The sequence below is a fragment of the Dehalococcoidales bacterium genome, from assembly GCA_028716225.1.
GTDB lineage: Bacteria > Chloroflexota > Dehalococcoidia > Dehalococcoidales > UBA5760 > UBA5760.
Window position 1 is genome coordinate 44,590 of sequence record JAQUQE010000005.1, and the last position, 25,241, is coordinate 69,830.

25 protein-coding genes are annotated in these 25,241 nt (G+C 52.4%); 10 read left to right on the plus strand and 15 right to left on the minus strand.

Translation table 11 applies throughout. The annotated features are described in order from the left end of the window. The 11 genes from hypE to ychF form a co-directional block, all read right to left on the minus strand. Entirely contained in the window at positions 1 to 1,005 is a 1,005-nt protein-coding gene (gene hypE, locus PHI12_04760; protein MDD5510098.1) for a hydrogenase expression/formation protein HypE, read from the minus strand. Then, complete coding sequence (hypD, locus tag PHI12_04765; GenBank protein MDD5510099.1) at positions 995 to 2,089, minus strand: hydrogenase formation protein HypD; 1,095 nt, start codon at positions 2,087 to 2,089, stop codon at positions 995 to 997. Before hypD ends, hypE begins: the two co-directional genes overlap by 11 nt. After that, complete coding sequence (locus PHI12_04770; protein ID MDD5510100.1) at positions 2,086 to 2,316, minus strand: HypC/HybG/HupF family hydrogenase formation chaperone; 231 nt, start codon at positions 2,314 to 2,316, stop codon at positions 2,086 to 2,088. The genes hypD and PHI12_04770 overlap by 4 nt, the downstream gene beginning before the upstream one ends. Further along, entirely contained in the window at positions 2,307 to 4,616 is a 2,310-nt protein-coding gene (gene hypF / locus PHI12_04775; GenBank protein MDD5510101.1) for a carbamoyltransferase HypF, read from the minus strand. Before hypF ends, PHI12_04770 begins: the two co-directional genes overlap by 10 nt. Before the next feature lie 32 nt (positions 4,617 to 4,648). Then, the gene (locus tag PHI12_04780; GenBank protein MDD5510102.1) at positions 4,649 to 5,290 is read right to left on the minus strand and encodes a methylenetetrahydrofolate reductase C-terminal domain-containing protein; all 642 of its coding nucleotides are present in this window, start codon (positions 5,288 to 5,290) and stop codon (positions 4,649 to 4,651) included. Then, positions 5,291 to 7,474 (minus strand): FAD-dependent oxidoreductase, encoded by a 2,184-nt coding sequence (locus PHI12_04785; GenBank protein MDD5510103.1) that lies wholly within the window; start codon positions 7,472 to 7,474, stop codon positions 5,291 to 5,293. 132 nt (positions 7,475 to 7,606) lie between these two features. After that, positions 7,607 to 8,056, minus strand: a complete 450-nt coding sequence (locus PHI12_04790; protein ID MDD5510104.1) for a hydrogenase maturation protease — start codon at positions 8,054 to 8,056, stop codon at positions 7,607 to 7,609. 16 nt (positions 8,057 to 8,072) lie between these two features. Then, entirely contained in the window at positions 8,073 to 8,291 is a 219-nt protein-coding gene (locus tag PHI12_04795; protein ID MDD5510105.1) for a NifU family protein, read from the minus strand. 35 nt (positions 8,292 to 8,326) lie between these two features. Then, positions 8,327 to 9,787 carry a Ni/Fe hydrogenase subunit alpha gene (locus PHI12_04800; protein ID MDD5510106.1) on the minus strand — a complete coding sequence of 487 codons (1,461 nt, stop codon included), beginning with the start codon at positions 9,785 to 9,787 and terminating at the stop codon, positions 8,327 to 8,329. Positions 9,788 to 9,796: 9 nt separating this feature from the next. Then, positions 9,797 to 10,771: a F420-nonreducing hydrogenase gene (locus PHI12_04805; GenBank protein MDD5510107.1), complete on the minus strand. Its 975-nt coding sequence runs from the start codon at positions 10,769 to 10,771 to the stop codon at positions 9,797 to 9,799. Between the two features lie 337 nt (positions 10,772 to 11,108). Further along, positions 11,109 to 12,215, minus strand: a complete 1,107-nt coding sequence (ychF, locus tag PHI12_04810; GenBank protein MDD5510108.1) for a redox-regulated ATPase YchF — start codon at positions 12,213 to 12,215, stop codon at positions 11,109 to 11,111. A gap of 60 nt (positions 12,216 to 12,275) precedes the next feature. Between ychF and holA the strand changes: the two genes are divergently transcribed. The 4 genes from holA to PHI12_04830 all read left to right on the plus strand — a co-directional run bounded on the left by holA (position 12,276) and on the right by PHI12_04830 (position 16,550). After that, on the plus strand, positions 12,276 to 13,322 hold the full coding sequence (holA, locus tag PHI12_04815) for a DNA polymerase III subunit delta (GenBank protein ID MDD5510109.1): 1,047 nt from the start codon (positions 12,276 to 12,278) through the stop codon (positions 13,320 to 13,322). A gap of 104 nt (positions 13,323 to 13,426) precedes the next feature. Then, a complete protein-coding gene (locus PHI12_04820) occupies positions 13,427 to 14,425 on the plus strand; it encodes an NrpR regulatory domain-containing protein (protein MDD5510110.1) in 999 nt (332 codons plus the stop codon). Further along, complete coding sequence (gene hisF / locus PHI12_04825; GenBank protein ID MDD5510111.1) at positions 14,422 to 15,192, plus strand: imidazole glycerol phosphate synthase subunit HisF; 771 nt, start codon at positions 14,422 to 14,424, stop codon at positions 15,190 to 15,192. Before PHI12_04820 ends, hisF begins: the two co-directional genes overlap by 4 nt. A 110-nt stretch (positions 15,193 to 15,302) precedes the next feature. Continuing rightward, positions 15,303 to 16,550, plus strand: a complete 1,248-nt coding sequence (locus PHI12_04830) for a Glu/Leu/Phe/Val dehydrogenase (protein MDD5510112.1) — start codon at positions 15,303 to 15,305, stop codon at positions 16,548 to 16,550. A 93-nt stretch (positions 16,551 to 16,643) separates the two neighbouring features. On the opposite strand, the gene PHI12_04835 is transcribed toward PHI12_04830, so the two are convergent. After that, the gene (locus tag PHI12_04835; protein MDD5510113.1) at positions 16,644 to 17,546 is read right to left on the minus strand and encodes a selenium metabolism-associated LysR family transcriptional regulator; all 903 of its coding nucleotides are present in this window, start codon (positions 17,544 to 17,546) and stop codon (positions 16,644 to 16,646) included. 445 nt (positions 17,547 to 17,991) lie between these two features. On the opposite strand from PHI12_04835, the gene yedE reads away from it, so the two are divergent. The 6 genes from yedE to PHI12_04865 are packed head-to-tail and all read left to right on the plus strand — an operon-like array spanning position 17,992 to position 22,288. Beyond that, positions 17,992 to 19,107, plus strand: a complete 1,116-nt coding sequence (gene yedE / locus PHI12_04840; protein MDD5510114.1) for a YedE family putative selenium transporter — start codon at positions 17,992 to 17,994, stop codon at positions 19,105 to 19,107. Next, positions 19,107 to 19,328, plus strand: a complete 222-nt coding sequence (locus PHI12_04845; protein MDD5510115.1) for a sulfurtransferase TusA family protein — start codon at positions 19,107 to 19,109, stop codon at positions 19,326 to 19,328. Before yedE ends, PHI12_04845 begins: the two co-directional genes overlap by 1 nt. Next, positions 19,325 to 20,473 carry an aminotransferase class V-fold PLP-dependent enzyme gene (locus PHI12_04850; GenBank protein ID MDD5510116.1) on the plus strand — a complete coding sequence of 383 codons (1,149 nt, stop codon included), beginning with the start codon at positions 19,325 to 19,327 and terminating at the stop codon, positions 20,471 to 20,473. The genes PHI12_04845 and PHI12_04850 overlap by 4 nt, the downstream gene beginning before the upstream one ends. Further along, positions 20,470 to 20,706 carry a DUF3343 domain-containing protein gene (locus tag PHI12_04855; protein MDD5510117.1) on the plus strand — a complete coding sequence of 79 codons (237 nt, stop codon included), beginning with the start codon at positions 20,470 to 20,472 and terminating at the stop codon, positions 20,704 to 20,706. Before PHI12_04850 ends, PHI12_04855 begins: the two co-directional genes overlap by 4 nt. A 51-nt stretch (positions 20,707 to 20,757) precedes the next feature. Further along, positions 20,758 to 21,810, plus strand: a complete 1,053-nt coding sequence (gene selD, locus PHI12_04860; protein MDD5510118.1) for a selenide, water dikinase SelD — start codon at positions 20,758 to 20,760, stop codon at positions 21,808 to 21,810. A gap of 7 nt (positions 21,811 to 21,817) precedes the next feature. Continuing rightward, positions 21,818 to 22,288 carry a hypothetical protein gene (locus PHI12_04865; protein ID MDD5510119.1) on the plus strand — a complete coding sequence of 157 codons (471 nt, stop codon included), beginning with the start codon at positions 21,818 to 21,820 and terminating at the stop codon, positions 22,286 to 22,288. Between the two features lie 43 nt (positions 22,289 to 22,331). Here PHI12_04865 and PHI12_04870 read toward each other — a convergent pair whose 3' ends face one another. The 3 genes from PHI12_04870 to PHI12_04880 form a co-directional block, all read right to left on the minus strand. Continuing rightward, positions 22,332 to 23,165, minus strand: a complete 834-nt coding sequence (locus PHI12_04870) for an ATP-binding cassette domain-containing protein (protein ID MDD5510120.1) — start codon at positions 23,163 to 23,165, stop codon at positions 22,332 to 22,334. Between the two features lie 10 nt (positions 23,166 to 23,175). Continuing rightward, a complete protein-coding gene (locus tag PHI12_04875; protein MDD5510121.1) occupies positions 23,176 to 24,081 on the minus strand; it encodes an ABC transporter permease in 906 nt (301 codons plus the stop codon). Between the two features lie 78 nt (positions 24,082 to 24,159). Further along, positions 24,160 to 25,167 (minus strand): ABC transporter substrate-binding protein, encoded by a 1,008-nt coding sequence (locus tag PHI12_04880; protein MDD5510122.1) that lies wholly within the window; start codon positions 25,165 to 25,167, stop codon positions 24,160 to 24,162. Positions 25,168 to 25,241: the final 74 nt, after the last annotated feature.

Below are 25,241 nucleotides of genomic sequence, written 5' to 3' on the forward strand. Positions count from 1 at the left end.
CTAACAAATCCTCGGCAGCGGGTCTCCGACCAGCATATCAATTATTCGGGACGTTCCCAGCCCGGTCTTCATTACTACCCGGCCGGGGCTCTCCGATAACACCTCACCAACGATGGCAGCTTCTTTCCCATAGCAGTTTGCCCGCATTGCCTTAAGTACCACTTCGGCATCTCGTTCCGGCACCACCGCGACCAGCTTACCCTCATTGGCGAGGTATAGAGGATCAAGCCCCAGCATCTCGCAGGCACCCAGGACCTCTTCCCGCACCGGAATTTTCTCTTCTTCGATCCGGATGCCCACAGCCGACTGACCGGCTATCTCGTTTAAGGTAGCCGCCAGCCCCCCCCGGGTAGGATCACGCAGGCAACGGATACTGGAGCTGACGGCTATCATCTCCGCCACCAGACTACCCAGCGGCGCACAATCACTCTCAAGAGTAGTGGCAAAACTCAATCCTTCCCGCTTGCTCAGTACGGCAATGCTGTGATCACCGATATTTCCACTCAAGATAACCTTATCTCCCGACTTTGCATTACTGCCGGAAATGTTGACCCCTTCCGGCACCACGCCGATACCGGCAGTATTGATAAAGAGCCCGTCAGCACTACCCCGGCTGACCACCTTGGTATCCCCGGTGATAATCTTCACCCCCGCTTCTTCAGCCGCCCTCTGTATAGAAGCGACCACCCGATCCAGGTCACTCATAGCAAGCCCTTCTTCGATAATAAGGGCCAGGCTTAAATAGAGGGGTCTGGCCCCCGACATAGCCAGGTCATTGACCGTACCGCAGACCGCCAGCCTACCGATATCACCGCCAGGGAAAAAAATAGGACTTACGACATGACTATCCGTAGTGAATGCGAGTGTACCGCTGAAGTCAAAGACGGCAGAGTCATCCAGCCTGGCCAGCAGCGGATTATTCAGGACCTTAAGAAAGCTCTTCTCAACCAGCTCACGGGCCAGGCTACCGCCGCTACCATGAGTAAGCAGAATTCTATCCGGCAAGATTTCCTCCATAAAGGTAATGGGCGGAGCAACTACCCTCTGATGAGACCATACACGGCCCAACCGGGTGCTCCGGCGTACAGATACCGGCAAAGAGGGGACAGTCCCGGGGGACTTTGGTCCCCCTCAGAATCTCACCGCAGATACAGCCCACGGGTTCTTGGGCAGGCTCGGTAGCAATATCAAAAGCCAGTTCAGCATCGAATTGCCGGTACTCTTTCCTTAACTTCAAGCCGCTTGCAGGAAGCTCCCCCATTCCCCGCCACCGTGCCGGAGCTGGCTCGAACACTTTTTCCATCAGTCTGATGGCCTCCGGATTTCCCTCCGGGCGAACCCCCCGCCGGTAAGCGATCTCAACCTTAGCCTCTCCCTGTTCGATCTGGTCTACCAGCATGCTGACGCACTGCAGTATATCTACCGGCTCGAAGCCGGAGATAACACATGGGATACGGTATTCCCGGGCGATAACCTCCCAGGGATAAGAGCCGATAATGGCGCTTACATGTCCCGGACAGACGAGCCCGTTTAACCTGACCTCACCGGAATCAAGGATGGCACGGATTACGGGAGGACAGAGCTTATTTAAAGAAAGGACATAATAGTTATCTATCCCCCTTTCCTTAGCCTGGATAACAGAGGCAGCGACAGTCGGGGCGGTAGTCTCAAAACCGATACCGAGGAATACGATGGATTTGTCGGTATTCTCACTGGCTATCTTAACGGCATCCATGGTGGAATAGACCATACGGACATCAGCGCCACTGGCTTTAGATTCCTGTAAACTGGAACGGCTTCCCGGGATCTTCAGCATATCACCGAAGGTAGTAATGATTACACCGGGAATCTGCGATAGGGCAATCGCCCTGTCTATATCAGCATTAGCAGTTACACAGACAGGACAGCCGGGACCGGAGACCATCTCCAGGGTAGACGGAAGCATTTGACGAATGCCATGCTTAAAAATGGCCACCGTATGGCCGCCACAGAACTCCATAAGACGGGCCGGGATCCGTGACCGAAGCCGTATCTGTGAAAGCAGCCCTGAGGCCAACTTGCTGCTACGAAATTCGGTAATGAATCTCAACCCGACTCCTCGACAAGATGGGCCATCTCATCCAAAATCCTTAGAGTCTCCTCAGCCTCTTTCTGATCCATAATGCTGATAGCATAACCGGTGTGGACTATAGCATAATCACCCACCCTGGCTTCCGGAGTCAACTGCAAGCTGATGCGACGGCTTATCCCGCCTATTTCCGCCTCGGCTTCCATACCATCAACAGATTTAATAAGTGCCGGTATCGCTAAACACATAACCCTTCCTTAACAGCAAAATTGGCAATAACAGCCTGTCCCAGGGCAACCCCGCCATCATTACAGGGCACCAGTTGGTGAGTAAACACACGAAAGCCATCTCTCTTTAATGCCGAGGTAGTCAGCTTTAGCAGAAGACGGTTCTGGAAAACACCACCGCTCAATGCCACGTCCCTAATGCTGCTTACTTCAGCAATCACCCGGCACATCCGGGTGATGATTTGAGCGACGGTATGATGGAATCTGACTGATATTATCGGGGCCGGAACCCCTGCCCTGACATCCCGGGCTACCGACGAAATAACACCAGCTAATTTTACCACCCTTACACCTTGCTCTTCAATGATAGCAAAGGGATACGATTCACTCTCAAAATCCTCCGCATTATCGGGAGCAGCCATCTCGAGCTCAATCGCCGCTTGTGCCTCGTAGTCTATTTTCCCCCTCACCCCCGCCAGAGCCGAAACAGCATCGAAAAGTCGTCCGGCGCTCGAGGTAAGCGGGGAATTTACCCTCCGCTCCAGTTGCCTGCTCACTATTTCGACCTCACCAGGATCAAGACCAGCCAAAGGGAAACCAGCTAACGGGAAGTCTTTACCGAGCAGGGTATAGAGATAACTCAAGGCCATACGACAAGGTTTCTTAATAGCAGCGGCACCTCCCGGTAGGGGTACATACTCCAGTTGTCCCATCCTTCGAAAGGAATTCAAGTCAGCAAACAGGAACTCCCCACCCCAGATTGTGCCATCGCTCCCGTACCCGGTGCCATCAAGGGCCACCCCGATAACCGGTCCGTTCACCCTGTTTTCTGCCAGACAGCTTGCGATATGGGCATGATGGTGCTGAACCGGAACCAGACTCAACCCATATTCAGCACCAATTTGCCGGGCATACTTGGTACTGAGATATTCGGGGTGCATATCGCAGGCTATCACCCGTGGTTCAACACGAAACAAACCCTTGTATAACTCAATGGTATTCTCGAAATGCTCCAGAGTCTCCTCATTCTCCATATCACCGATATGCTGGCTCAAGAAGGCATGTTCATCCTTGGTCAGACAGAAGGTATTCTTTTCTTCGGCACCACAGGCAAGGACCTGCTCTGATTTGAAGGAGAGAAAGATAGGATAGGGGGCATAGCCGCGAGCCCGCCGTATCGGCCGGGGAACCTCATCCACGAAATAAACGCTGTCATCATACCTCGAGTAGATATCCCGGTTGTGAAGCAGGAAATAATCGGCAATCCCCTTAAGCCTTACTAAGGCCTCCCCGTTATCCTTAGCAATAGGTTCTTCACTTAAATTTCCGCTGGTCATCACCAGCGGCAGACCGGTCTCACTGAGCAGGAGATGGTGAAGCGGTGTATAGGGAAGCATCATACCGATATATTTCAGGTTGGGCGCTACCGAAGGGCAGACATCGGATGAGCTATGCTGCCATCTAAGCAGTACTATCGGGCACTCTGGAGACTCAAGCAGCCTGCTTTCCCCGGGTGACAGCAGACAGTGTCTTGCCACATCTTCCATATTAGCTACCATAACCGCAAAAGGCTTGGCACCCCGCTTCTTGCGCGTTCTCAACAAGTCTACCGCATCTCTATCAGTAGCATCACAGGCAAGTTGAAAGCCACCCAACCCTCGAATTGCCAGTATTTTCCCCTGTTTTAGAAACTTTCCGGCCGCCCTGATGACATCATCGGCAGCAACACGGCTACCGTCACCATCAACTATCTCCAGATTGGGACCACAATCGGGACAGGCATTAGGCTGGGCATGAAAGCGCCGGTTGAGCGGATCATCATACTCTTGTTGACACCGGGGGCACATCTTAAACTGGCGCATAGTCGTCCTGGCACGATCATAAGGGATATCTTCAATGATGGTAAAGCGGGGGCCACAATTAGTACAGTTGGTGAACGGGTAGCGATAGCGGCGGTCAGACGGGCAGAGCAACTCTCTCCGGCAATCTTCACAGGTGGCAATATCCGGCGAAACCAGCTGGTACCGTTCCGCTTCGCCTTGGCTGGGCAGAATTTCAAACCCGCTATTCCCCCTAGCGGGCAAGAAGGAAACCTCAACCCTCTCGATATGAGCCATGGGAGGAGCTTTTTCTTCGAGGTCGACAAGAAAACTCCTTATATTGCTCTCGTTTCCTTCTACCTCGATTTCGACATTCCCCGAAGTATTACGTACCCAACCCTGCAGGCTATACTGATAGGCCAGTCGATAGACAAAGGGGCGGAAACCAACCCCCTGCACCACCCCCCACACCAAAACTCTAGCCAATTTTTTTGCTCTCACCAGCACCATCCACCCATTCTCCAATTAATACATCAAGCGGTAATCTTCCAACCGGTCAGTTGGTAATCCCGGGGCGGACGATATCCCTTAAGCAGGTCCAACTTTCCCTGTCTCTTCAGACTATTATAGATCAGAACCCAGGCGCAGTCTTTTTCCGGACTGAGTTCACATTTATCGTCTTTAGCTCCACCGCAGGCACCGTTAAGAAGCCCTTTGGGACAGCAGGCCACCGGACAGATTCCGCCGGTCACGGCAAGGAGACAATCGCCACAACCAACGCACCTCATTTCCAGAATGCCATCATCCCTGTCTTCCGCACCCATAAAGTGCGTATTCTGCACAGGGAAAACAGGAAGCTCAGGGAAAATTTTGGCCAGGGTCTGCACTCCCAATCCACAGGCTAAAGAGAGCACCGCCTCCGCATTACCTATTTCAGGTTTGAGCACCGACGCTGCCATATAGTCATCACACTGCTTCCCCACCGTAGTTATCTTAAAATTAAAAACCTTACCTCTCGGTTTTCCCGCGAGGTCAAGCATCTGGCCCAGTGTACTGGCTTCCCTCAAGCCTCTCGGCGGCTGGTTACAGCCGTCACAACCCACAACCAGAATATCAGAATAGGGTAAAATAAAGCCCAGCACTTCATCCAGAGGCTTTAGTGTTGTTACTATCATCTATTTACTCTCCTTCGACCCGATAGACTCTATTTCCCGGCTAAACCGTTCCAGCTCCCGGCCAAACTCTTCCTGATGACGGGGAGTCACCGTGCAAAAGCTAACCCTATCTTGAATACCTATCTGGCTCAATCTCTTCTTCAGAGCCGCAATCGAGCGCTGTACCTCCCGGCTCCCTGTCTGACGATGGCAATCCTCTTCCGGACAGGCTACCACCAAGACCCCACCGACTCCCTGCTGTAAAGCCTCCAGAATGTGGATACTCTCAACACGGGCAGCACAAGGCACGTCAATAACACCTGCATTCGGATTGGTCTTCTTATCAAGGGGCGGTAATACCGTCCATTGACACAGGAATACCAAGATCCCCGGCCTTTTCATCTCCGAGACCGCCTCAGTAATCGAACCGGAGATACGCTCTCTCTCCCAGCTTTCAAGCTCTATTGCCATAGCCGGACAAACAGCAGCACATAAGCCACAGCCCCGGCAGAGGGTCATATCAAAGCTGACCCCATGCGGGCTCTTGAAGGAAATAGCATCGCAAGGGCAGTAAAAAGCGCAGTCGCCACAGTTAATACACGACTCTTCATCATATTCAATCCCCGATACCACCGGCTGGAGTCCTGCGGCAACACACCCCTTGCAACTCTTACAAGGGCCGCAACAAAGGCATCTCCTCGCCTCCTCTACCACCTGCTCCAGGGTAAACGCTTTCTCAAAGGGCTCAAAATTCAGTCTTGCCTCTGCGGGTACCCATATCAGCGGCGGCTGAGACTTATAATAAGCGTTACTCAGGACAGACGCATCCTGATACTCCTTCTTTCTCCCGGTCTTTAAATCCTCACCCCTGATATAACGGTCGATGGACTCAGCCGCGTTCAGTCCATCCCGCATCGCTTCCGCAGCAAAACCCACCCTCCTCACGTCACCACCGATGAATACACCCTCCTTAAGGTTGCTCATCAGGATGATTTCGTCAACGTCAAGCTTCCTGCTCTTATCCAGCAAACCCTCCTGCTCATATATAGCCCGATCCTGCTCCTGACCGATGGTAACCAGCAGCACATCACCTTCAAGGTACACCACATCATCATGGTTAAACCTGGGATTGAACCCGCCGTTCTCATCAAATACCGAGGTGCACCGGGGACACTTTATCTTCTTAAATTTTCCACTTTCACCGATTACCTCTGCTACTCCCCTGGAATAGGCTATCCTTATCCCTTCCTGGGTAGCTCCTTCTATTTCCTCCCCGTCGGCAGGGATGCCATCCCTGGAGGACCTGTTCTCATTCTCTAAGCAGACCAGGGTTACTTCGCCACCCAGCCTCCGAGCAGTGCGGGCGACATCAAAGGCGACATTACCCCCGCCAAGGACAATCACCTTCTTGCCCCGATAGAGTCCTGGAGATGATATGCCCTGATTTACCTCATAAAGCAGGTTCAACCCGAACACAACCCCCTCCAGATTGACATTGTCAACCGGTTTACCATCAATGGTAAGAGGCCGGCTAACCGGCGTACCGGTAGCCAGGAATACAGCCTGGTAGCCTTCTTTCTTAAGGTCGTCAAGCTTTTTACCGACGCCTCCTATTTCAGCACCAAGCCTGACCTCAATATGGGCAATCCGGAGCAGACTGCTGATGACAGAATCAACGATATCCCCGGGAAGACGGTAGCGTGGGATTAGCCTGAGGGCACCGCCCAACTCGTGGCTTCTCTCCAATATGGTAATCCGATACCCCCTTTTGCTCAGTTCGTAGGCACACATCAAACCTCCGGGTCCGCTTCCGATGACGGCCACCTTTTCCTTATCCGGCGTAGGCAGGGTTGGTGCGGTCTCAAGATACCTGATGTAACGGTCGGCAACAAGTCGCACCAGCATCCTCCGCCTTACGGCCCCGGTCTCATCCTTGTAATTGCACCGCCTCTCACAGAGCCCGCAAATATAACTACAGACCGGGAAAAGGGGGTTCTTTTCATAGATTTCGTCACCAATCCTAATTATCTGCCGGTCAGCTTCTTCAGGATCCAGAGGCAACAAAGCAAGCATGGTATGGCTGCGCTGGATATCTTCTCCAAGAGGGCATGCTATCTGGCAGGGAGCCAAGTAAACTTTTCCCTCAGCACCACGACTTACTTCTTCAACCCGGGTCAGGTCTTCTTGAGGAACTAATTCGCTCATCTGTTTTCAGCCTTCTTCGAAAAATGGCATCTCACGAATACCAGATACGACTTCAGAGATAGAGGGTTTACCTCGCCGCCCGGCTATCACAAAGAGACCCGTCATCACCGGATTATCCATCTCCGAGATCGTTCATAGCTTTTCCTCTACTATTATTCGTTCGACAATGGACGGTATCTTTTCCGCCACTTCTTCGCTACACCGCTCGGAAAAGCACGCGTTATCCCTTACCTCAACGGCATAAATACTGACGGACTCAGGCATTTTGCACCCCAGGTTTCTGCCGACCTCGAAGGCAGTGGCAACATCCATACTATGGGCAGAAGAGGGAACGGCAGCCCTGCCGAGATCCTCCAGCCCGAGTTTGTACAGATCGCCCGGTCGCCCTTGCCCGGTCTTGATAGAATCGATGATGATGAGCTTATCGTAACCCGCTACATAATCAATTATGACAACGGCAGCCTCATTGGTTTCCTCGACTTTCAAGCCGGGTATTGCCGCCTTGAGCCGGCGGGCAATCTCAATACCCACTCCATCATCGCTGAGAATCGGGTTCCCTATGCCCAGGATGAGTGTCTCCATCTCCTGTCCTCTGTTTTCAAACAGCAATAACCTCTTTAACCTCAGGTACTTTCTCCTTAAGGAGCCGTTCAATACCCTGTTTCAGCGTCATCTTCGACATCGGACAGCCGCTGCAGGCACCCTTCAGTCTCACCTTCACCACGCCTTCGGTCACTTCTACCAGCTCGACGTCACCACCGTCCGCCTGCAGAGCCGGCCTTATCTTCTCCAGAACAGCCTCTACCTTTTCCTTCATAAAATACCCCCCTTTATTTTGATAACTCTACACATTTATCCTCTTTTTAAACTCCTTTTTAGCTTCCCATCAGATCCGTAGATGCTCACCTCGAGCGGCATTCCTCCGGGAAGGGAATGGGTGGCACAAGCATAGCAGGGGTCATAAGCCCGGAAACCCATCTCGATCATATTGAGAATACCATCGGGGACCTTCCCGTCCTTTATCAGGGATTTGGCTGCTTTTTCAACCGACATATTAATGGCCGCAGCATTATTCTGTGTGGCGACAATCAGGTTGACCCTGGTGAGAATCCCTCTGTCATCCGTCTCATAATGGTGAATGAGGGTTCCTCTTGGCGCTTCGACAACACCCACTCCTTCCTTAGGCGTCTGGACAGGCAGGTTTACAATATCAGGAGAAAGAATTTCCGGATCACGGGCAAGCTCTACCACTCGCTCCGAGGCATATAGCGCTTCCACCAGCCGGGCCCAGTGGAAAGCCAGGGTACTGTGTACCGGCTTTCCACCCAGTACGGAGAACATCCTCTCGTAGGCTTCCTGTGCCAGCGGCGTGGCCATACCATCGGAGACATTCAGACGGGCCAGGGGAGCAACACGGAAAACACCGCTCTCCTCGCCGTCGACAAATCCTTGCCAACCTATCGTCTTAAGGTAGGAGAAGCGGACGTATGTCCAGGGCTCGACATGCTCAGCGATGTGGCCAAGATAATCCCGGCCATTGAACCTGGCGAACTCCTTGCCGCCGGGGTCAACCACTCTTATCGCGCCATCGTAGAAGTTTACCTTATTATTCTTGTCCACCATTCCCATATAATACGTCTTATGCGAATAAACATCGCCGGAAACCAGATCGATGTAGTCCTTGTTCTTCAGTACGATGTCATCAAAAAGACCCTGGGCAAGTTTGCAAAACTCCACACTATATTCCCCAGCCTCCAGGATTGTCTTCTGCTCATCCTTACTGAGGCCCTTGGACACCCCTCCGGGCAGCGCACAGGAGGGCATACCCGGCTTACCACCGATTATCCTTAAGATATTTCTCATTCCTTTGCGCATCCGAATAACCTTACCGCCGGTCTCCAGCCCCACCCGGGCAATGACCCCCAGGATATTTCTCTCTCCGGCCGGCGCCTGTGGACCGACAATAAAGTCAGGACCACCCAGGAAGAAGAAGTGCAATATGTGATCCTCAGCCTGAAAGGCATTGTACATCAACTCCCTTATCTTCTTCGCTACGGGAGGAGGATCAACCTTGAACAAATCGTCCAGGGCCTTGGCCGATGCCATGTGGTGAGCGGTAGGACAGACACCGCAGATCATAGAGGTTATCCGTGGCATCTCCTCAGCGGGCCTGCCCACCGAGAACTCCTCGAAACCGCGAAGCTCGGGAACCTGCAGACAGGCCCGCTCACAGCCGCCTTGATCATCAAGGAATATTTCTATCTTACCGTGTCCTTCCAGTCGAGTTATCGGATCAATCGTTATCTTCTTCACATTATTACCCTACCTCTTTCTTTTTAGAAGTGAAGTAGGCAGACTGAATCTGTAGAATGTGCCAGCCGGGTCGGGAAACCTATCGATTAGTTTCCGGATATCTTCATCCGGCATCTTCCCTTCTTCATCAACCCCCAAAATAGAGGCAAACATGGCCAGGGCTTTAGTTCCCTGGTCAACCACGCCATCGACGGGACCGAAACAGCCGCGGCACGGCATATTGGCCCTGATACAGGTCTCGCCACAGCCGGTACGGGTCGCCGGCCCGTAGCAAAACAGCCCCTGTACCATAAAGCACTGCTCGGGGTCAATCTTGATCTCCCATGGTCTTTTAATGTCTTTTACTACAATCTTATCCGGTTTCGAGTCCCTCCTGGGACAGGTATCACAGAGAGCGATGTTGGGAGCGAGCACAGCACCCTTCTCCGGCAGCTGGCCGGTTAAAACCGCATTCACCGCATTCATAATCAAGTCGGGCGGGGGAGGGCAACCGGGAAGATAATAATCAACCGGAATGACCTGATCCAGAGCGCTGACCGTATCGTAGAACTCAGGTAGAGTGAGCTCCCTGCCATCCTCAATGGTTTTCGGCTGAGGGATAATCTTCTCCGGATTGATCACGCTGGGAGAATCGTGGTAGACCCGCTGGAAGATCATCTCACCGGTACAGAGATTACCCAGACCGGGAATACCACCCAGGTGAGCGCAGGCGCCAAAAGCAACCACTAAATCCGACTTCTGCCGCAGCAGCCTGACCATTTCCTCCTGCTCTTTAAGCCTGACCGCACCGTTTATGAAGCTTACCGTGATTCCACCGTCTTTCATCACCTCAATGTCCTTTTTCTTGAAATCCAGCGCCACCGGCCAAAAGACAATATCCACCGTATCGGCTAACTGCAGAATATCTTCGTTGAGGTCAACCACCGCCTCTTCACAGCCACCGCACGAAGCACACCAATAAAAGGCAACCCTCGGTTTAGCCATCATCCCCTTCTACATCAATCGAATGTTATCAAGCGGCTTTTATCCAGTCTTCTCCATGTTACTAAACAAAAATACCGGCACAAAGCACAACACTCTTTGACCCGGTACGCACCACTACTTCGAACAGCATATATAACCAGCCATGGCCATCAGCCGTATTAGGCCAGCTATTCAGCAAGGAAGTCCCCTTCGCCACAGGAAAGGAGATAGACAGGAACTGCTAATCTTATATAATGATTTCAGGCAGGATCCAGTAGTGATTTTATCTCAAATCCATGAATAACAAGGGTAGCTTACCATTGTGTTCTCGAGATTGTCAACGCTGCTAACGGCAGCCTTAAACATTGAACAGGAAGTTAATGATATCACCATCCCGGACTGTATAGTTCTTCCCCTCCAGACGAAGCAGCCCTTTCTTGCGGGCCTCGGCAAGGCCGCCGCACTCTATCATTTCCTCATAGCTGATTACCTCGGCACGAATAAAGCCTCTCTCAATATCAGAGTGGATTTTACCGGCCGCCTTAAGGGCACTGGTGCCATCCTTAATCGGCCAGGCCCTGACTTCATCCGGGCCCACGGTTAAAAAGGAGACCAGCCCGAGTAACTCATAGGATAGCCTGATAGCACGCTCCAGCCCGGGCTTGGCAATGCCGAACTCAGCACGGAGTTCCTCAGCCGCATCCCCTTCCAATTGAGCCAGCTCCATCTCCAGCTCACCGCAAAGGGTAATAATGCTGCAATTGGTTCTCGAGTAGCGCTCCTGCAGTTCTGTTTCCAGAGAGGTTGCTTGAGGTAGCTGCTCTTCCCCGATATTAACCACGATAAGCAGTGGTTTGGCGGTGAGAAACTGGTAGTTGGCGATAGTCTTGCTCTCTTCATCAGCCAGGTTTAGCTCCCTGATGGACACATCCTTTTCCAGGCTGGCATTAATCTTGATCAGTAATTCCTGCTCCCGGAGCAGCCCCTGACGCTCGGTGGCCTTAGCCCCTTTCAGGGACTCCTCTATCCTCTTCAGTCTTCGTTCAATAATAACCAGGTCGGAGAAGGCAAGCTCCATGTCCATGGTGGCAATATCCCGGTCGATATCCAGACTGCCTTCACTATGGGGAACGCTTTCGTCAGTAAAGGCACGTACGACATGAAACAGAGTGGAAACATTACCGAGCTGGTTCAAAAGCTCGCCACCGATACCCTTATCCTTAGCCAATTCCTTGACGGAAGCCCCGATATCAACATACCTCGCTTCGGCGGGGACCACCCTCTTGGGATGGAACATATCGGCAAGGACCTTTAAGCGGGGATCGGGAACCTTAGCCACCCCGACATGGGGAGACCTGGCTTCCTGGGTATAGCTTCCGGTGGTAACCTTACCTCCAGTCAAGGCATTAAAAACAGTCGTCCGGCCGCTCTTGGAAAGTCCGATGATACCGATGTCAACACTCATGTCTTATTTTAATCCTTACCACCGCTATTCTTCAATAATTTCACCGCCAGGTGTGATAAAATGGATGTTAACCACGAAAAGGAAGAAGACTTGCTGTATATACTATCCGGTCAGGATGATTTCTCCCTGAACGAGTCGCTGGAGGGAATAAAGAGAGGCATCGGCAGCGAGGCGCTACTAACGGCTAATACCACAGTAATTGATGGTCAGCAGATAACTGCAGAGCAGCTAAGGAACGTTATAGATACGGCTCCATTTCTAGCAGACAAGAGGCTAGTCATCATCAAAGGACTGCTGGAACGCTTTGTCCCCAAGGGTAAACCGGGACGGCAGAAAAAGGCCACGCCATCGGTCAAGCAGCAAGATGAACAGGGATCACTGCTGGGTCTGCTCAGTAGCATACCCGCCAGCACGATACTGGCACTGGTAGACGTAATAGATGATAAAACGCGAAACAAAAGTCCGCTCTTTAAGGAACTCTCGGCCGGGGCAGAGGTAAGAACCTTTCCCCTGCTCAAGGGCACCGGGCTCAGGCAATGGATCAGGGAGCAGGCGGGTAAGGAAGGCGCCGAGATATCTCCTCCGGCGGTAGAGTTGCTGGCCAGGCTAATAGGCAGTAACCTCTGGATTATGCAAAATGAGATCAGAAAGCTTGCCCTGTTTACCTCAGGCCGCTGCATTGAAGAAGATGATGTCAGCAGGGTGGCAAGCCATGCCCAGGAAGCTAGTGTTTTTGCTATGGTCGATGCCGTCATTGAATTTAAGACCGGACTGGCCGAAGGACTACTTGAGCAGTTACTGGAAAACGGGGCGGCACCGACCCATCTTCTTTTTATGATATCACGACAGTTCCGCATGATAGCCCGGGTAAAAGAGCTCAAAAAACAGGGCGGAGCGGATAGAGAAATCCAGACTAAGCTGGGAATCGCCTCAGATTTTGCCTTTCGTAAGACAGTAGAGCAGTCAAACCGCTACCCTCTGGGGCGCATTAAAGAAGTATACCACAGGCTTTTAGCAACCGACCTCGCCATTAAGACCGGAAAATATCACGACGAACTGGCCCTCAATATCCTGGTTGCCGAGCTATGCCAACAGCCTCAGCGATAGCCAACCCCTGGCACTAGAAATGTCCCGGAGAGAATATTGACAAAAACGTTACACTACGTTATCATAGGAAAACGGTTGCCTATTTCCGTGGAGAAGCGTTTTAGATGATCGGCCGTAATGACCTTGAGGTCGAAAGAAAGTCTGTATCTATACTTAAGATTATCAATGAGTCATCCCAGCCGGTGGGGGCGAGATTGATTGCCCGTCAGTTGAAGAGACACGGGGTAGAGCTGGGGGAACGAGCGGTAAGGTATCATCTCAAGCTAATGGATGAGCGTGGGCTAACCAGTCTCATCGGAAGAGACGGCAGGCTGATTACCGATTCAGGAATCGAAGAGCTAAAGAGCGCCCTGGTCAGGGATAAGGTAGGACTCTCTATCTCCAGAATTGAGATGCTTTCTTTCCGCACCGATTTTGACCTGGATAAGCACACCGGTCGAATTCCGGTAAATATCTCTTTCTTTCCCAGGGATAAATTCAACAAGGCTCTTAAAGAGATGTGTACTGCTTTCTCGGCAGGTCTCTGCGTAAGCAAGCTGGTAGCGATAGCCGATGAGGGAGAGTCGCTCGGCGAGCTAACCGTCCCCGAGGGAAAGACCGCTCTGGCGACAGTATGCAGTCTGGTGATAAACGGCACCTTGCTTAAGGCCGGCGTCCCCATCGATTCGAGGTTCGGCGGCATACTCCAGACCCGTAACCATCAGCCGATTCGTTTCGTGGAACTTATTCACTATGCCGGTTCATCAGTAGACCCCTCCGAGGTATTCATCAGTGCCAAAATGACCTCGGTGGGTCAGGCAACCAAAGATGGCTGCGGCAAAATACTGGCCAACTTTCGCGAGATACCAGCTATCTGCCGGCCCGTTGCCGAGGAGGTGATCGCCAGACTCAAGAAGGCCGGCCTTAACGGAGTGCTGGTAATTGGAGAGACCAGCGAAGCAGTCTGCGAAGTCCAGATAGAGCTCAACCGCATCGGTATAGTCCTGCTCGGCGGCCTCAATCCGGTAGCCGCAGTTACCGAAGCCGGTATTGAGTGTGAGAGCCGAGCAATGAGCACCGTTCTAGACTACCAAAACCTAATCAAATTTGAGGAGCTAATATGAAAGAGATAAAAATCATACCCTGCCTGGATATTAAAGAAGGTAGAGTGGTTAAGGGAGTGAAGTTCGTTAACCTGAGAGATGCCCGCGACCCGGTAGAAGCCGCTACCACCTACTGTAAGCAAGGTGCCGACGAGCTTGTTTTCCTTGATATCTTCGCTACCGTAGAAAACAGAAAGACCAGACTGGAGTGGGTGAAAGGAGTCCGGAAAGTTACCACCATTCCATTCGCTGTCGGCGGCGGCATCGCCAGCATCGCGGATATGAAGGCACTAATTGACCTCGGCGTGGACAAGGTTTCTATCAACACCGCTGCCGTGAGAAGGCCCCAATTGATAACTGAAGCTGCGGCTGAATTCGGCAGGGATAGGCTTGTCGTCGCTATCGACGGTAGAAAGAACCCGACGGAAAGCGGCCGCCCCCGTCTCGAAGTGGTGATCAAAAGCGGCGATGAGCCTACCGGTATTGATATCGTCGACTGGGCAAAGCGGGTAGAGGAACTCGGAGCGGCAGAAATTCTGCTCACCAGTAAGGATGCCGACGGTACCAAGGCAGGCTATGACCTGGAAATGACCAGAGCCGTCGCCGAGGCTGTTGCCATCCCGGTTACCGCCTCCGGTGGTGCCGGAACCTTGGAGCATCTCTACCAGGCAGTAGTAACCGGTAAAGCATCGGCAGTGCTGGCTGCCTCAATCTTTCACTTCGGCGAAATCTCCATCCCCCAGGCCAAAAAGTACCTGAAGGAAAGGGGGATAGCGATTAAGAAATAACCTTGCTGTTTCCGTAAGTACCACAATTTGAGACAGTTTGCTCAGAACAAACAGAAATAAATCCGGGAGAATTATCTGGGATAATTAATATTAAGGAGCGGTGAAAAGAAATGGCGAATATTAATCCTTTTGACATCGTAAGGCAACAGATAGACAATTGTGCCGGAATCTTAAATCTGGACCACGACGTAACCATGATGCTGAAGACTCCGATGAGGGAACTTCATGTGTCGCTGCCGGTACGGATGGATGACGGCTCGGTCAAGGTTTTCCAGGGTTTCAGGGTTCAATACAACGACGCTAGAGGCATCACCAAGGGCGGTATCAGATTCCATCCTGATGAAACCATCGATACCGTTCGAGCTCTAGCAGCCTGGATGACCTGGAAATGCTCCCTACTCGACTTGCCGCTGGGAGGAGCAAAAGGCGGTATCATCTGCAATCCCAAAGAAATGTCGATAGGTGAATTAGAGCGTTTAAGTCGGGCCTACGTACGTAGCGTATTCCAGTTTATCGGGCCGGAGAAAGACGTCCCTGCTCCTGATGTTTATACCACCCCGCAAATTATGGCCTGGATGATGGACGAGTATTCGGTTATAGCCGGGAAGCCACAATTTGGCGTTATTACCGGCAAGCCACTGACTATCGGCGGTTCTCCCGGGCGGGGGGACGCTACCGCTCGTGGTGGTATGTATACCATCCGTGAAGCCGCCCAGGCGCTGGGGATTGACCTGAGTAAAGCTACCATCGCCGTACATGGTTACGGAAATGCTGGATATCACGCAGCCCGACTATGCCACGAAATCTTTGGGGCCAAAACAATAGCGGTATGTGACAGCAAAGGCGGGGTATGCTGTAAAACTGGAATTGACCCGGAGGCAGCATTTGCCTGCAAATCGAAAACAAGCTCGGTCTGTAACCTGCCTAGTATGGAACGTATATCCAAGGAAGAACTACTGGCACTTGACGTGGATATACTTATCCCCGCCGCTATAGAAAATGTAATAACAGACAAGAATGCCCCCGATATCAAGGCCAAGATCGTTGCCGAACTGGCCAACGGTCCAACTACGCCGGAGGCCGATGATATTTTATTCCGTAAAGGCGTTCACGTCATACCTGATTTCCTGTGTAATGCGGGAGGGGTGACCGTTTCGTACTTCGAAATGGTACAGAACTTCTACATGTACTCCTGGGAAGAAGCCGAAGTCCGCGAGCGGCTGGACAAGAAAATGACCACGGCATATCATTCCGTACTGGAAACCAGCCGGGCACACCAGATAAATATGCGGCAGGCAGCATATGTCTTGGCTGTAGAGCGTGTCGTGGAAGCAATGAAGCTGCGCGGATGGGTCTAGTTCCCTGATAACGGCTGGGGTGATAAATGTATCCGTAGCCTCCAAACTACAGACGAGTTGACCTATGCCAACGGCGCTAATAACACTGATATTTCACAACGGTAATGCCCTTGCCTGAATAAAAGCGATAAACTTCTCGAGCAGTCGAGATGTAACCCTTTCCTTTCGATAGACACAGAAGAAGTCGCGGTTTAACCTTAAACCACCAACCGCGACTTCTTTGACCAGACCGAGGGCAAGGCTCTTTTTGATTGCCAGGTTGGAGACGAAGGCAATCCCAACCCCCGTTTCCACCGCCGAGACCACCGCCTGAGTAGTGCCCAGGACAAGGTTCGGCATCCACTTCCTTAAATCCAAGCCCGCCCGAGACAAGCAGGTTTGCAGGCTCCGCTGAGTTCCCGAAGTCTCTTCGCGGGAAATGAATGGCTCTCCCTCCAGATCTGCCAGGGACACCTCTTTCCGTTCCGCAAAGGGATGCCCCGGAGAGACAATCAGAACAATACTATCCCGTGCTATCTTGAAGAATTCCAGGTCATGAACGTCCGGGGCAATACCACAGAACCCTACTTCGTAGGTGCCGTCACGCACGCCGGTAACAACACAGAGGGAATCGGAAACTACCAACCGGGCACTTACCGCAGCAGGGTACAGCAACCTGAATTCGGCTAAGAGCTGCGGCAGCAGGAACTCTCCCGGGATAGTGCTGGCGGCAGCGACCAGGTTCCCCCTAACTTCCTCACGCAGTTGGTCGAGATCATGCCGGAGATGGTCACGCGCTTCCTCCACAGCCTCTGCAAAGCGAAGGAAGCGCTTGCCCGCCTCGGTCACAGTAATTGCCTTCTGACTTCGGTCAAGCAGACGGACACCAAGGTCATGCTCCAGTTTTTGTATCTGAAAGGATACCGCCGGCTGACTGATAGAGAGCTTCTTAGCCACCTCTGAGAAACTTCCCAGTTTGATTACCTCAAGGTAGGTCTTTAGATAATCCAGGTTCATACCATATTTTCCCATATATAATGAAAAATTATCTTGACCATAAATGAAACTTATGATAGAATCACTTACCGTAATTCTATATCATCCCGGGTGGATGATCAAAATTCAAAGTGGGAGTTCATCGGGATGGTCAGAACAAAACCTATGGCGAACTATAAGAATAACACCCCGGCGTAAAACCGAAAACGAGAGTAGAGAGTACTGTAGATGAGCTTTTTCAATATGCTCTCATGTGAGGAGGTGATGCTTTGATTGTTCTTAATCTCCACACGTGATTTCATATTCCAGTGATGCGCGTTGTGCATCCCCGACAGGCTGTTACCAATAATACATGGCAGGCTCATAGCGTCATCTCCGTGACTGCTCTACTCCGGTAGGCCGCGAGCTCCTTCGCTGTGAGTTCTCCGTGCAGTTGGGCGGAATTCATAACGAAAGGAGTTTTTTCATGTCTTCTAGTGTAAAAGGTTTCATGATCCGGTGGGGAGCCATTATCACCGGTATTGTCGTCGGTATCCTGGCACCGGTGCTTGTTAAACTCGGCAATCCCGGCAATATGGGTATGTGTGTCGTTTGCTTCACCCGTGATACCGCCGGGGCGCTGGCGATGCACCGTGCCGCGGTGGTGCAGTACATCCGACCGGAGATCGTCGGGCTTGTTCTCGGGGCACTGATTGCCGCCCTTGCCTTTCGCGAGTTTAAACCCCGTACCGGATCATCGCCTTTTGTCCGTTTTATCCTGGGTGTCTTCGCTTCCTTTGGCGGTCTGGTATTTCTGGGATGTCCGTGGCGAGCTTATCTGCGGCTGGGTGGCGGTGATTTGAATGCCATATTCGGCATCCTGGGTCTCGTGGTCGGTATAGTTATCGGAATTGTTTTTCTAAGGTCAGGCTTCAGCCTGGGTCGCAACCGGCCGGCGCCCAAGGCCATGGGCTGGGTGATGCCTGTTGTCATGATTGCCATGCTTGTTCTGCTACTGGCAGCCCCTCAGTTCGGGCGGGATGCCGATGGTAATGCCATCGGGCCTATCTTTTTCTCAACGAGCGGGCCGGGGAGCCAGCACGCTCCTATATTTATTGCCCTCGGTATCGGGCTACTGATTGGTTTCCTGGCGCAACGCAGCCGTTTCTGCACCGTGGGTGCCTTTCGTGATGCGATACTGATGCGTGACAACTACCTGCTCAAGGGTGTAATTGCTTTGATTGTGGCCGCTGTGATCACTAACCTGGCACTCGGCCAGTTCAACCCCGGATTTGCCGATCAGCCGATAGCTCACACAAACTCGCTGTGGAACTTCGGAGGCATGGTGCTCGCCGGTCTTGCTTTCACACTGGCCGGTGGTTGTCCCGGGAGGCAGTTCTTTTTGACCGGAGAAGGCGACGGCGACGCTGCGGTCTTTGTTACCGGAATGCTCACCGGTGCCGGCTTCGCCCATAACTTCGGCATAGCCAGCTCGGCAAGCGGACCGGGTCTTTATGGCCCTGCGATTGTCATCATTGGCATAGCGGTCTGTGTTATTATCGGGCTGACAATGCGAGATACAAAGTTGTTAGGAGGCGCCTAATGAGTGAGTTAAGAAGTATTGATGCACGGGGGCTGTCCTGCCCTCAGCCGGCCATGCTGGTCCGCCTGGCAATACAAAAAACGGGTAAGGGGACGGTCGCAGTACTGGTGGATTCCGACACCGCGCGTGAGAACGTTTCCCGTTTGGGTAAAAATTCCGGCTGGGCGGTGACCGTTCAAGAGCAGCCTGATAGTAGTTACCGGATTGTGCTTACGAAATGATTTATCTTGATAATGCAGCAACATCATGGCCGAAGCCGCCGGAAGTCTTAAAAGCGATGACCGAAGTTATTGAGCGTGCCGGGGGCAACCCCGGTCGCTCCGGGCATCGGCTCTCAATCGCAGCGGCGCGGGTAATATACGATACCAGAGAAGCAGTAGCCCGCTTTTTCGGTAGCTCAGACCCGTTACGGGTAATCTTCGCCAGCAATGCCACTCATGCCATCAACCTGGCTCTCAAGGGGATACTGAAACCCGGCGATCATGTGGTCACCAGTTCTATGGAACATAACTCAGTAATGCGTCCGCTACGCAGTCTGGAAAAACAGGGCGTTCGTCTCAGCATCATCCCGTGTTCTACCAACGGTAGTATCGACGTTAGAGACATTAGCAGGGCTCTCACACCAGGCACAAAACTTATTGTGATGACCCATGCCAGTAACGTGGTAGGAACGCTGTTACCGGTTAATGAAATTGCCACAATCGCCCATCAGGCCGGCACTTTGCTGCTGGTGGACGCTGCCCAGGCGGCTGGAGTCATACCCATAGATATGCGGGCCTCAGGGATTGACCTCCTGGCATTCACCGGGCATAAAGAGTTGCAGGGTCCTCCCGGCATCGGAGGGTTGGCCATAAATAACGATGTTAACGTTTCACAGGTTGAACCGCTAATATGCGGAGGTACGGGGAGTCGCTCCGAGTCAGAGGAGCAGCCCGAGAACCTCCCCGACAAATTTGAGAGCGGCACGGCTAATTTGGTCGGAATTGCTGGCCTTGGCGCCGGCTTAAGGTGGATAATGGACAGGGGAATATCAGAAATCTGGGATAATATGAAGAAGCTCCGCCGGATGCTCATCGATGGTCTATCCTCTCTTCCGGGAGTGATTACATACGGAACTACTGATACTGACCTTTCGGCAGCAATCGTTTCTTTTAAGATTGACGAAAAACATGTTTCGGAGATAGGACTGATGTTGGATGAGGAATATGGTATATTATCACGGGTAGGGCTGCATTGTGCGCCGGCAGCGCATAAAACGATAGGATCATTTCCTGAAGGAACGGTGCGGCTGTCACCTGGTGTTTTTACCACTGTGAGCGAAGTTCAAGAGACGGTACGGGCAATAAGGAAAATCGTAAAGTCATGATGCGATATGGAGTAGTGCTTTTTCATACCACTTCGGCAGTCATGCGTGCAGAGAAGCTGCTAATAGAGGAACGATATTCTATCAAGCTCATACCGACGCCGCGACAGTTCTCCAGCGACTGCGGTATCGCCTTGCGGTTTGATTGGAGCTACCGGGAAGAGGTAAAGTCTGTGCTGGATAAGGCACAGGTGGAATTTGATACCATCAACTATCTGGGTGCTAAAGGTGTTTAGTAACCTGCACTTGATCCATCTTCGTACTTATATCTATTGGGGAGGCAGAAAATGGAAGAGCGACCAAAGGTACCGCGTCTCACCGAAACCGTTCGCGGTGCCGGTTGAGCTTGTAAAATAGGTCCGGGTGACCTGGCGAAAGCATTGTGTGAATTACCGCTCACTACCGATCCAAACCTGCTGGCAGGCATGGAGAAGTGTGAGGATGCTGGCGTCTATAAGCTGAACGACGAGCTGGCCATAGTACAGACCCTCGATTTCTTCACCCCTATTGTCGATGACCCCTACGCTTTCGGTCAGATCGCTGCCGCCAATGCCTTAAGCGACGTCTATGCTATGGGCGGCAAACCGCTGACCGCAATGAACATCGTCTGCTTTCCGGTAAAGACGATGGATATCTCGGTACTGAAGCAAATCTTAGCCGGGGGGCTGGACAAAATAAGGGAGGCCGGGGTTGTCCTGGTCGGCGGCCACAGTGTAGATGACCAGGAACTGAAATACGGGCTCTCCGTTACCGGCACCATCAACCCGGCCAGAGTAGTCTTCAACAGCGGGGCCAGAGCAGGCGACCGGCTCATCCTGACCAAGCCGCTGGGCACCGGAATAATAAATACCGCCGCAAAGGGTGCTATAGCCGGTAAAGAAACAATCGATCAAGCAGTACGGTGTATGTCCACCCTCAACAGAATAGCCTCGGAGCTGATGATGGAAGCCGGGGTTAATGCCTGTACTGACGTTACCGGATTCGGCCTGCTGGGTCATGCCTGTGAGATGATTGAAGGTGCCGATGTTGGCATGGTAATCTACTCTAAGGCGGTACCGCTCCTCCCGGAAGTAAGAGAGTTTGCCGCAATGGGGCTGGTTCCGGGCGGTACATACCGCAATAAGGAGTTCCGCTCCTCTATGGTAGAGGTGGCAGCCGACACCCCGGATGACTTGTTGCTCATTCTCTTCGATGCTCAGACTTCGGGAGGATTGCTCATCTCAACACCATCCGCTCAAGCCGAAGGACTGCTCCAGAGTCTGCACGGCAGGGGTACAGCCGAGGCAGCCATTATCGGTGAGGTGATCGCCGAGCCGAAGGGCAAGATTGTAATAAGATAGGAATAGATTGATAACGATAACTATCCCCGGCAGAGGAAACTACAGGCTAAGCAATCTGGTTCTGGACCTTAACGGCACCATTGCACTGGACGGTGAGCTCATTGAAGGGGTAGAGGATAGGCTGCGAAGGCTTGACGGACTACTGAAGCTGTTCGTCGTTTCTGCAGATACATTCGGCAGCGCTTCCAGCTTAATAAAGAAGCTGAAGGCTGAAATACACCTGGTGAAAAAAGGAGAGGAAGCTGCTCAAAAGCTGGCATTGGTGGAGAAACTGGGCCGGGACAAGACTATCTGCATTGGCAACGGCGCCAACGATACCGCCATGCTGACAGGGGCCGCCATCGGCATCGGTATTATCGGCAGGGAAGGCGCATCCGTCACCGCTATAACGGGGGCCGACGTGGTAGTCACCGATATTAATGCTGCCCTGGAGTTGCTGCTTAACACTGACAGGCTGGCGGCCACCCTTCGAGGATAGCCCGTAGAAAACCGCTTCAGTCAGGAAGCGGGGCCCGGATTTCTCAGCTGTCACTTAGTAGGATAGAATCATCGTTGAACTGCTCCCCGGCCGCCCGTCCAAAGGCGGTTACCAGGTCAGCAACGCTGAGCGTCTTCTTGTCCTTCTCACCGATATCCACAATAATCCTGCCCTTATGCATCATAACCAGTCTATTACCGTAGTTAAGAGCGATCTCCATATTGTGGGTAACCATTATCGCGGTCATCTTTTCCCGCTCGATAATCATGTCACTTAGCTGGAGCACCGTCTGGGCGGTCTTCGGATCCAGTGTGGCGATGTGCTCATCGAGCAACAGGATAGTCGGCCTGCTTATGGTAGCCATAACCAGGGCTAAAGCCTGTCTCTGCCCGCCGGAAAGGGTGCCTACCGGAGTGTTCAGCCTGTCCTCCAGACCAAGCCCGAGTACAGCCAGCGCTTCACGGAATAGCTGCCTCCGCTGCCTGTTAATAGCCAGCTTCAGCCCTCTCGGCTGGCCCCGCAGCAGGGCCAGAGAAAGGTTCTCCTCGATGCTGAGGTTACGCGCCGTTCCTGCCTCAGGCTGCTGCCACACCCGGCCGACATAGGCAGCCCGCTTATACTCCTTCAGATTGGTGACATTAACACCGCCGATAACAACCCGCCCCCCCCTCTCCGGAGGATAAACGCCAGCGACAATGTTAAGCAGCGTGGACTTTCCCGCCCCGTTGCTGCCGATAATGGTGATAAAGTCTCGTTCGTATACCCCCAGATCGATCCCATCCAGGGCCTTTACCTCATCGATAGTCCCCCGGGCGAATACCTTCCTCACCCCTCTAAGCTGGAGTATACCAGGCTTCTTAGCTTCACCAGTTTTCACAGCCCTCTCCTCACATTCGCGCCGCCGGCGGCATCCACTCGCCACGTATTTTTTTACGGATAAACGGAATCGCCAGAACAACCACAACCAAAATTGCCGTAATCAACTTTAAATCGCCCGGGGCCATACCCAGCCTGAGAGCGATGTTGATGAATAAGCGATAGAGAAAGGTACCGCCCAGACAGGCCAGCAGAATTGAAGTAATTCCCCGAGGACGGAAGACCCCTTCACCAATTATCACCGCAGCCAAACCCATTACAATCATGCCAATCCCCATCCCCACATCGGAAAAGCCTTGATTCTGAGCGACCAGGGCACCGGCGAGGGCGACCAAGCCATTGGAAATAGCACAACCGATAAGCACGTTTCTATCAGTAGAGGCACCCAGACCACGTACCATCTGCTCGTTATCGCCGGTGGCCCTTAGCGATAACCCTATCTCAGTACGCAAAAACCAGTTCAGCCCGGTGACAAAAACAGCAACCACCAATAGTACGAAGGCAATTGACAAGGCCATACCACCGCGAACGCCCAGAATCTGGGCTACCAAGTCAAAGCTGGTGACATCACGAAGCAGCGGCACATTCCCCCCACCCATAATCCTCAGGTTTACCGAGTATAGTGCCACCATCATCAGGATACCGGAGAGCAGGGCGCTTATCCTGAGCTTGGTATTGAGCAGTCCGGTTATCAGTCCGGCACAAAGGCCACTGCCAAAGGCAGCCAGTGTCGCCAGAAAAGGATTGGCGCCAGCGACAATAAGCACGGCAGCAATGGCACCACCCAGAGGGAAGCTACCATCTACGCCGAGATCGGGGAAAGCAAGAACACGAAAGGTTAGATAAACACCTATTGTAAGCAGTCCGAAGACTAGGCCTTCGTATAAGGATACGGACAGCAGGCTGCCAACATCCAAAATCGCCTCCCCTGAAGCTCACACGCCGAATAACCAAGCGGTCCGCTTGGTTATTCGGCAGATTAACTCCGTATGGTTTTATTCAGTAACTATTTCGGTAGCCCCATCCAACACGGACTGTGGGATGGTCACCCCCAGCCTCTCTGCTGCCGCCGGATTGAGGTACAGGTCTGTCATCGGTACCTTCTTAACCGGGATATCAGCCGGGTTCTCACCCCTAAGGATACGGGCAGCTATCTTACCGCACTCCTGACCCAGGACATAATAGTCAATGCCGGGAGTACCGATAGCACCCCTCTCCACCGTAGCCGTATCGGCAGCGAAGAGAGGTATCTGATTATCCTCGCAGGCCTTTACCACCGCCTCGAAACCGGAGACAACCGTATTATCCGTAGGAATCCAAATGGCATCAACCCTGCCCACCAGTGACTGTGCCGCGGCAAGGACATCTGCCGACGCCGCTACCGTAGCCTCGACAATACTCTCTATACCCAGACCAGGAGCAATCGCCTTGAGCTCATCTATCTGAACCTTAGAGTTTACCTCACCGGCATTGTAGACTGTACCCAGGTTTTTACACTCAGGGCAAATATCCAGGACCAACTGTATCTGAGTGGCGATATCAGCCCAGTCGCTTATACCGGTCACATTACCCCCCGGATTATCCCAACCGTCAACCAGCCCTGCCGCCACCGGGTCCGTAACGGAACCGAATACTATCGGTATATCAGTGCCCTTAGCTGCCTCGACAGAGGCCTGTGCAGTAGGCGTAGCTATAGCCAGAATCAGATCCACCTTCTCGGAAACAAACTTCTGGGCGATAGAAGCTGCGATAGACATATCGCCTTCAGCGGTATCGGAATCATATGTCACATCCACTCCCTCAACAAAACCCTCTTCGGTCATCTGATCTATAAATCCCTGGCGATTGGCATCCAGGGCCGGGTGAGTAACTATCTGGGTGATGCCAATCTTGTACATCTGCGGCTGAGATGACTGGCACCCGCTCAGCAAAGGAAAGACCGAAGCCAACGTTAATATCAAGCCGATGCTACCAAGTAGAACCCATAACCTTTTCTTTTTCACCAAAGTAGCCTCCGTAATATGCTTAATCAACACTAATCACTAATATTAGAATATACTTATTAGACTATACTCTG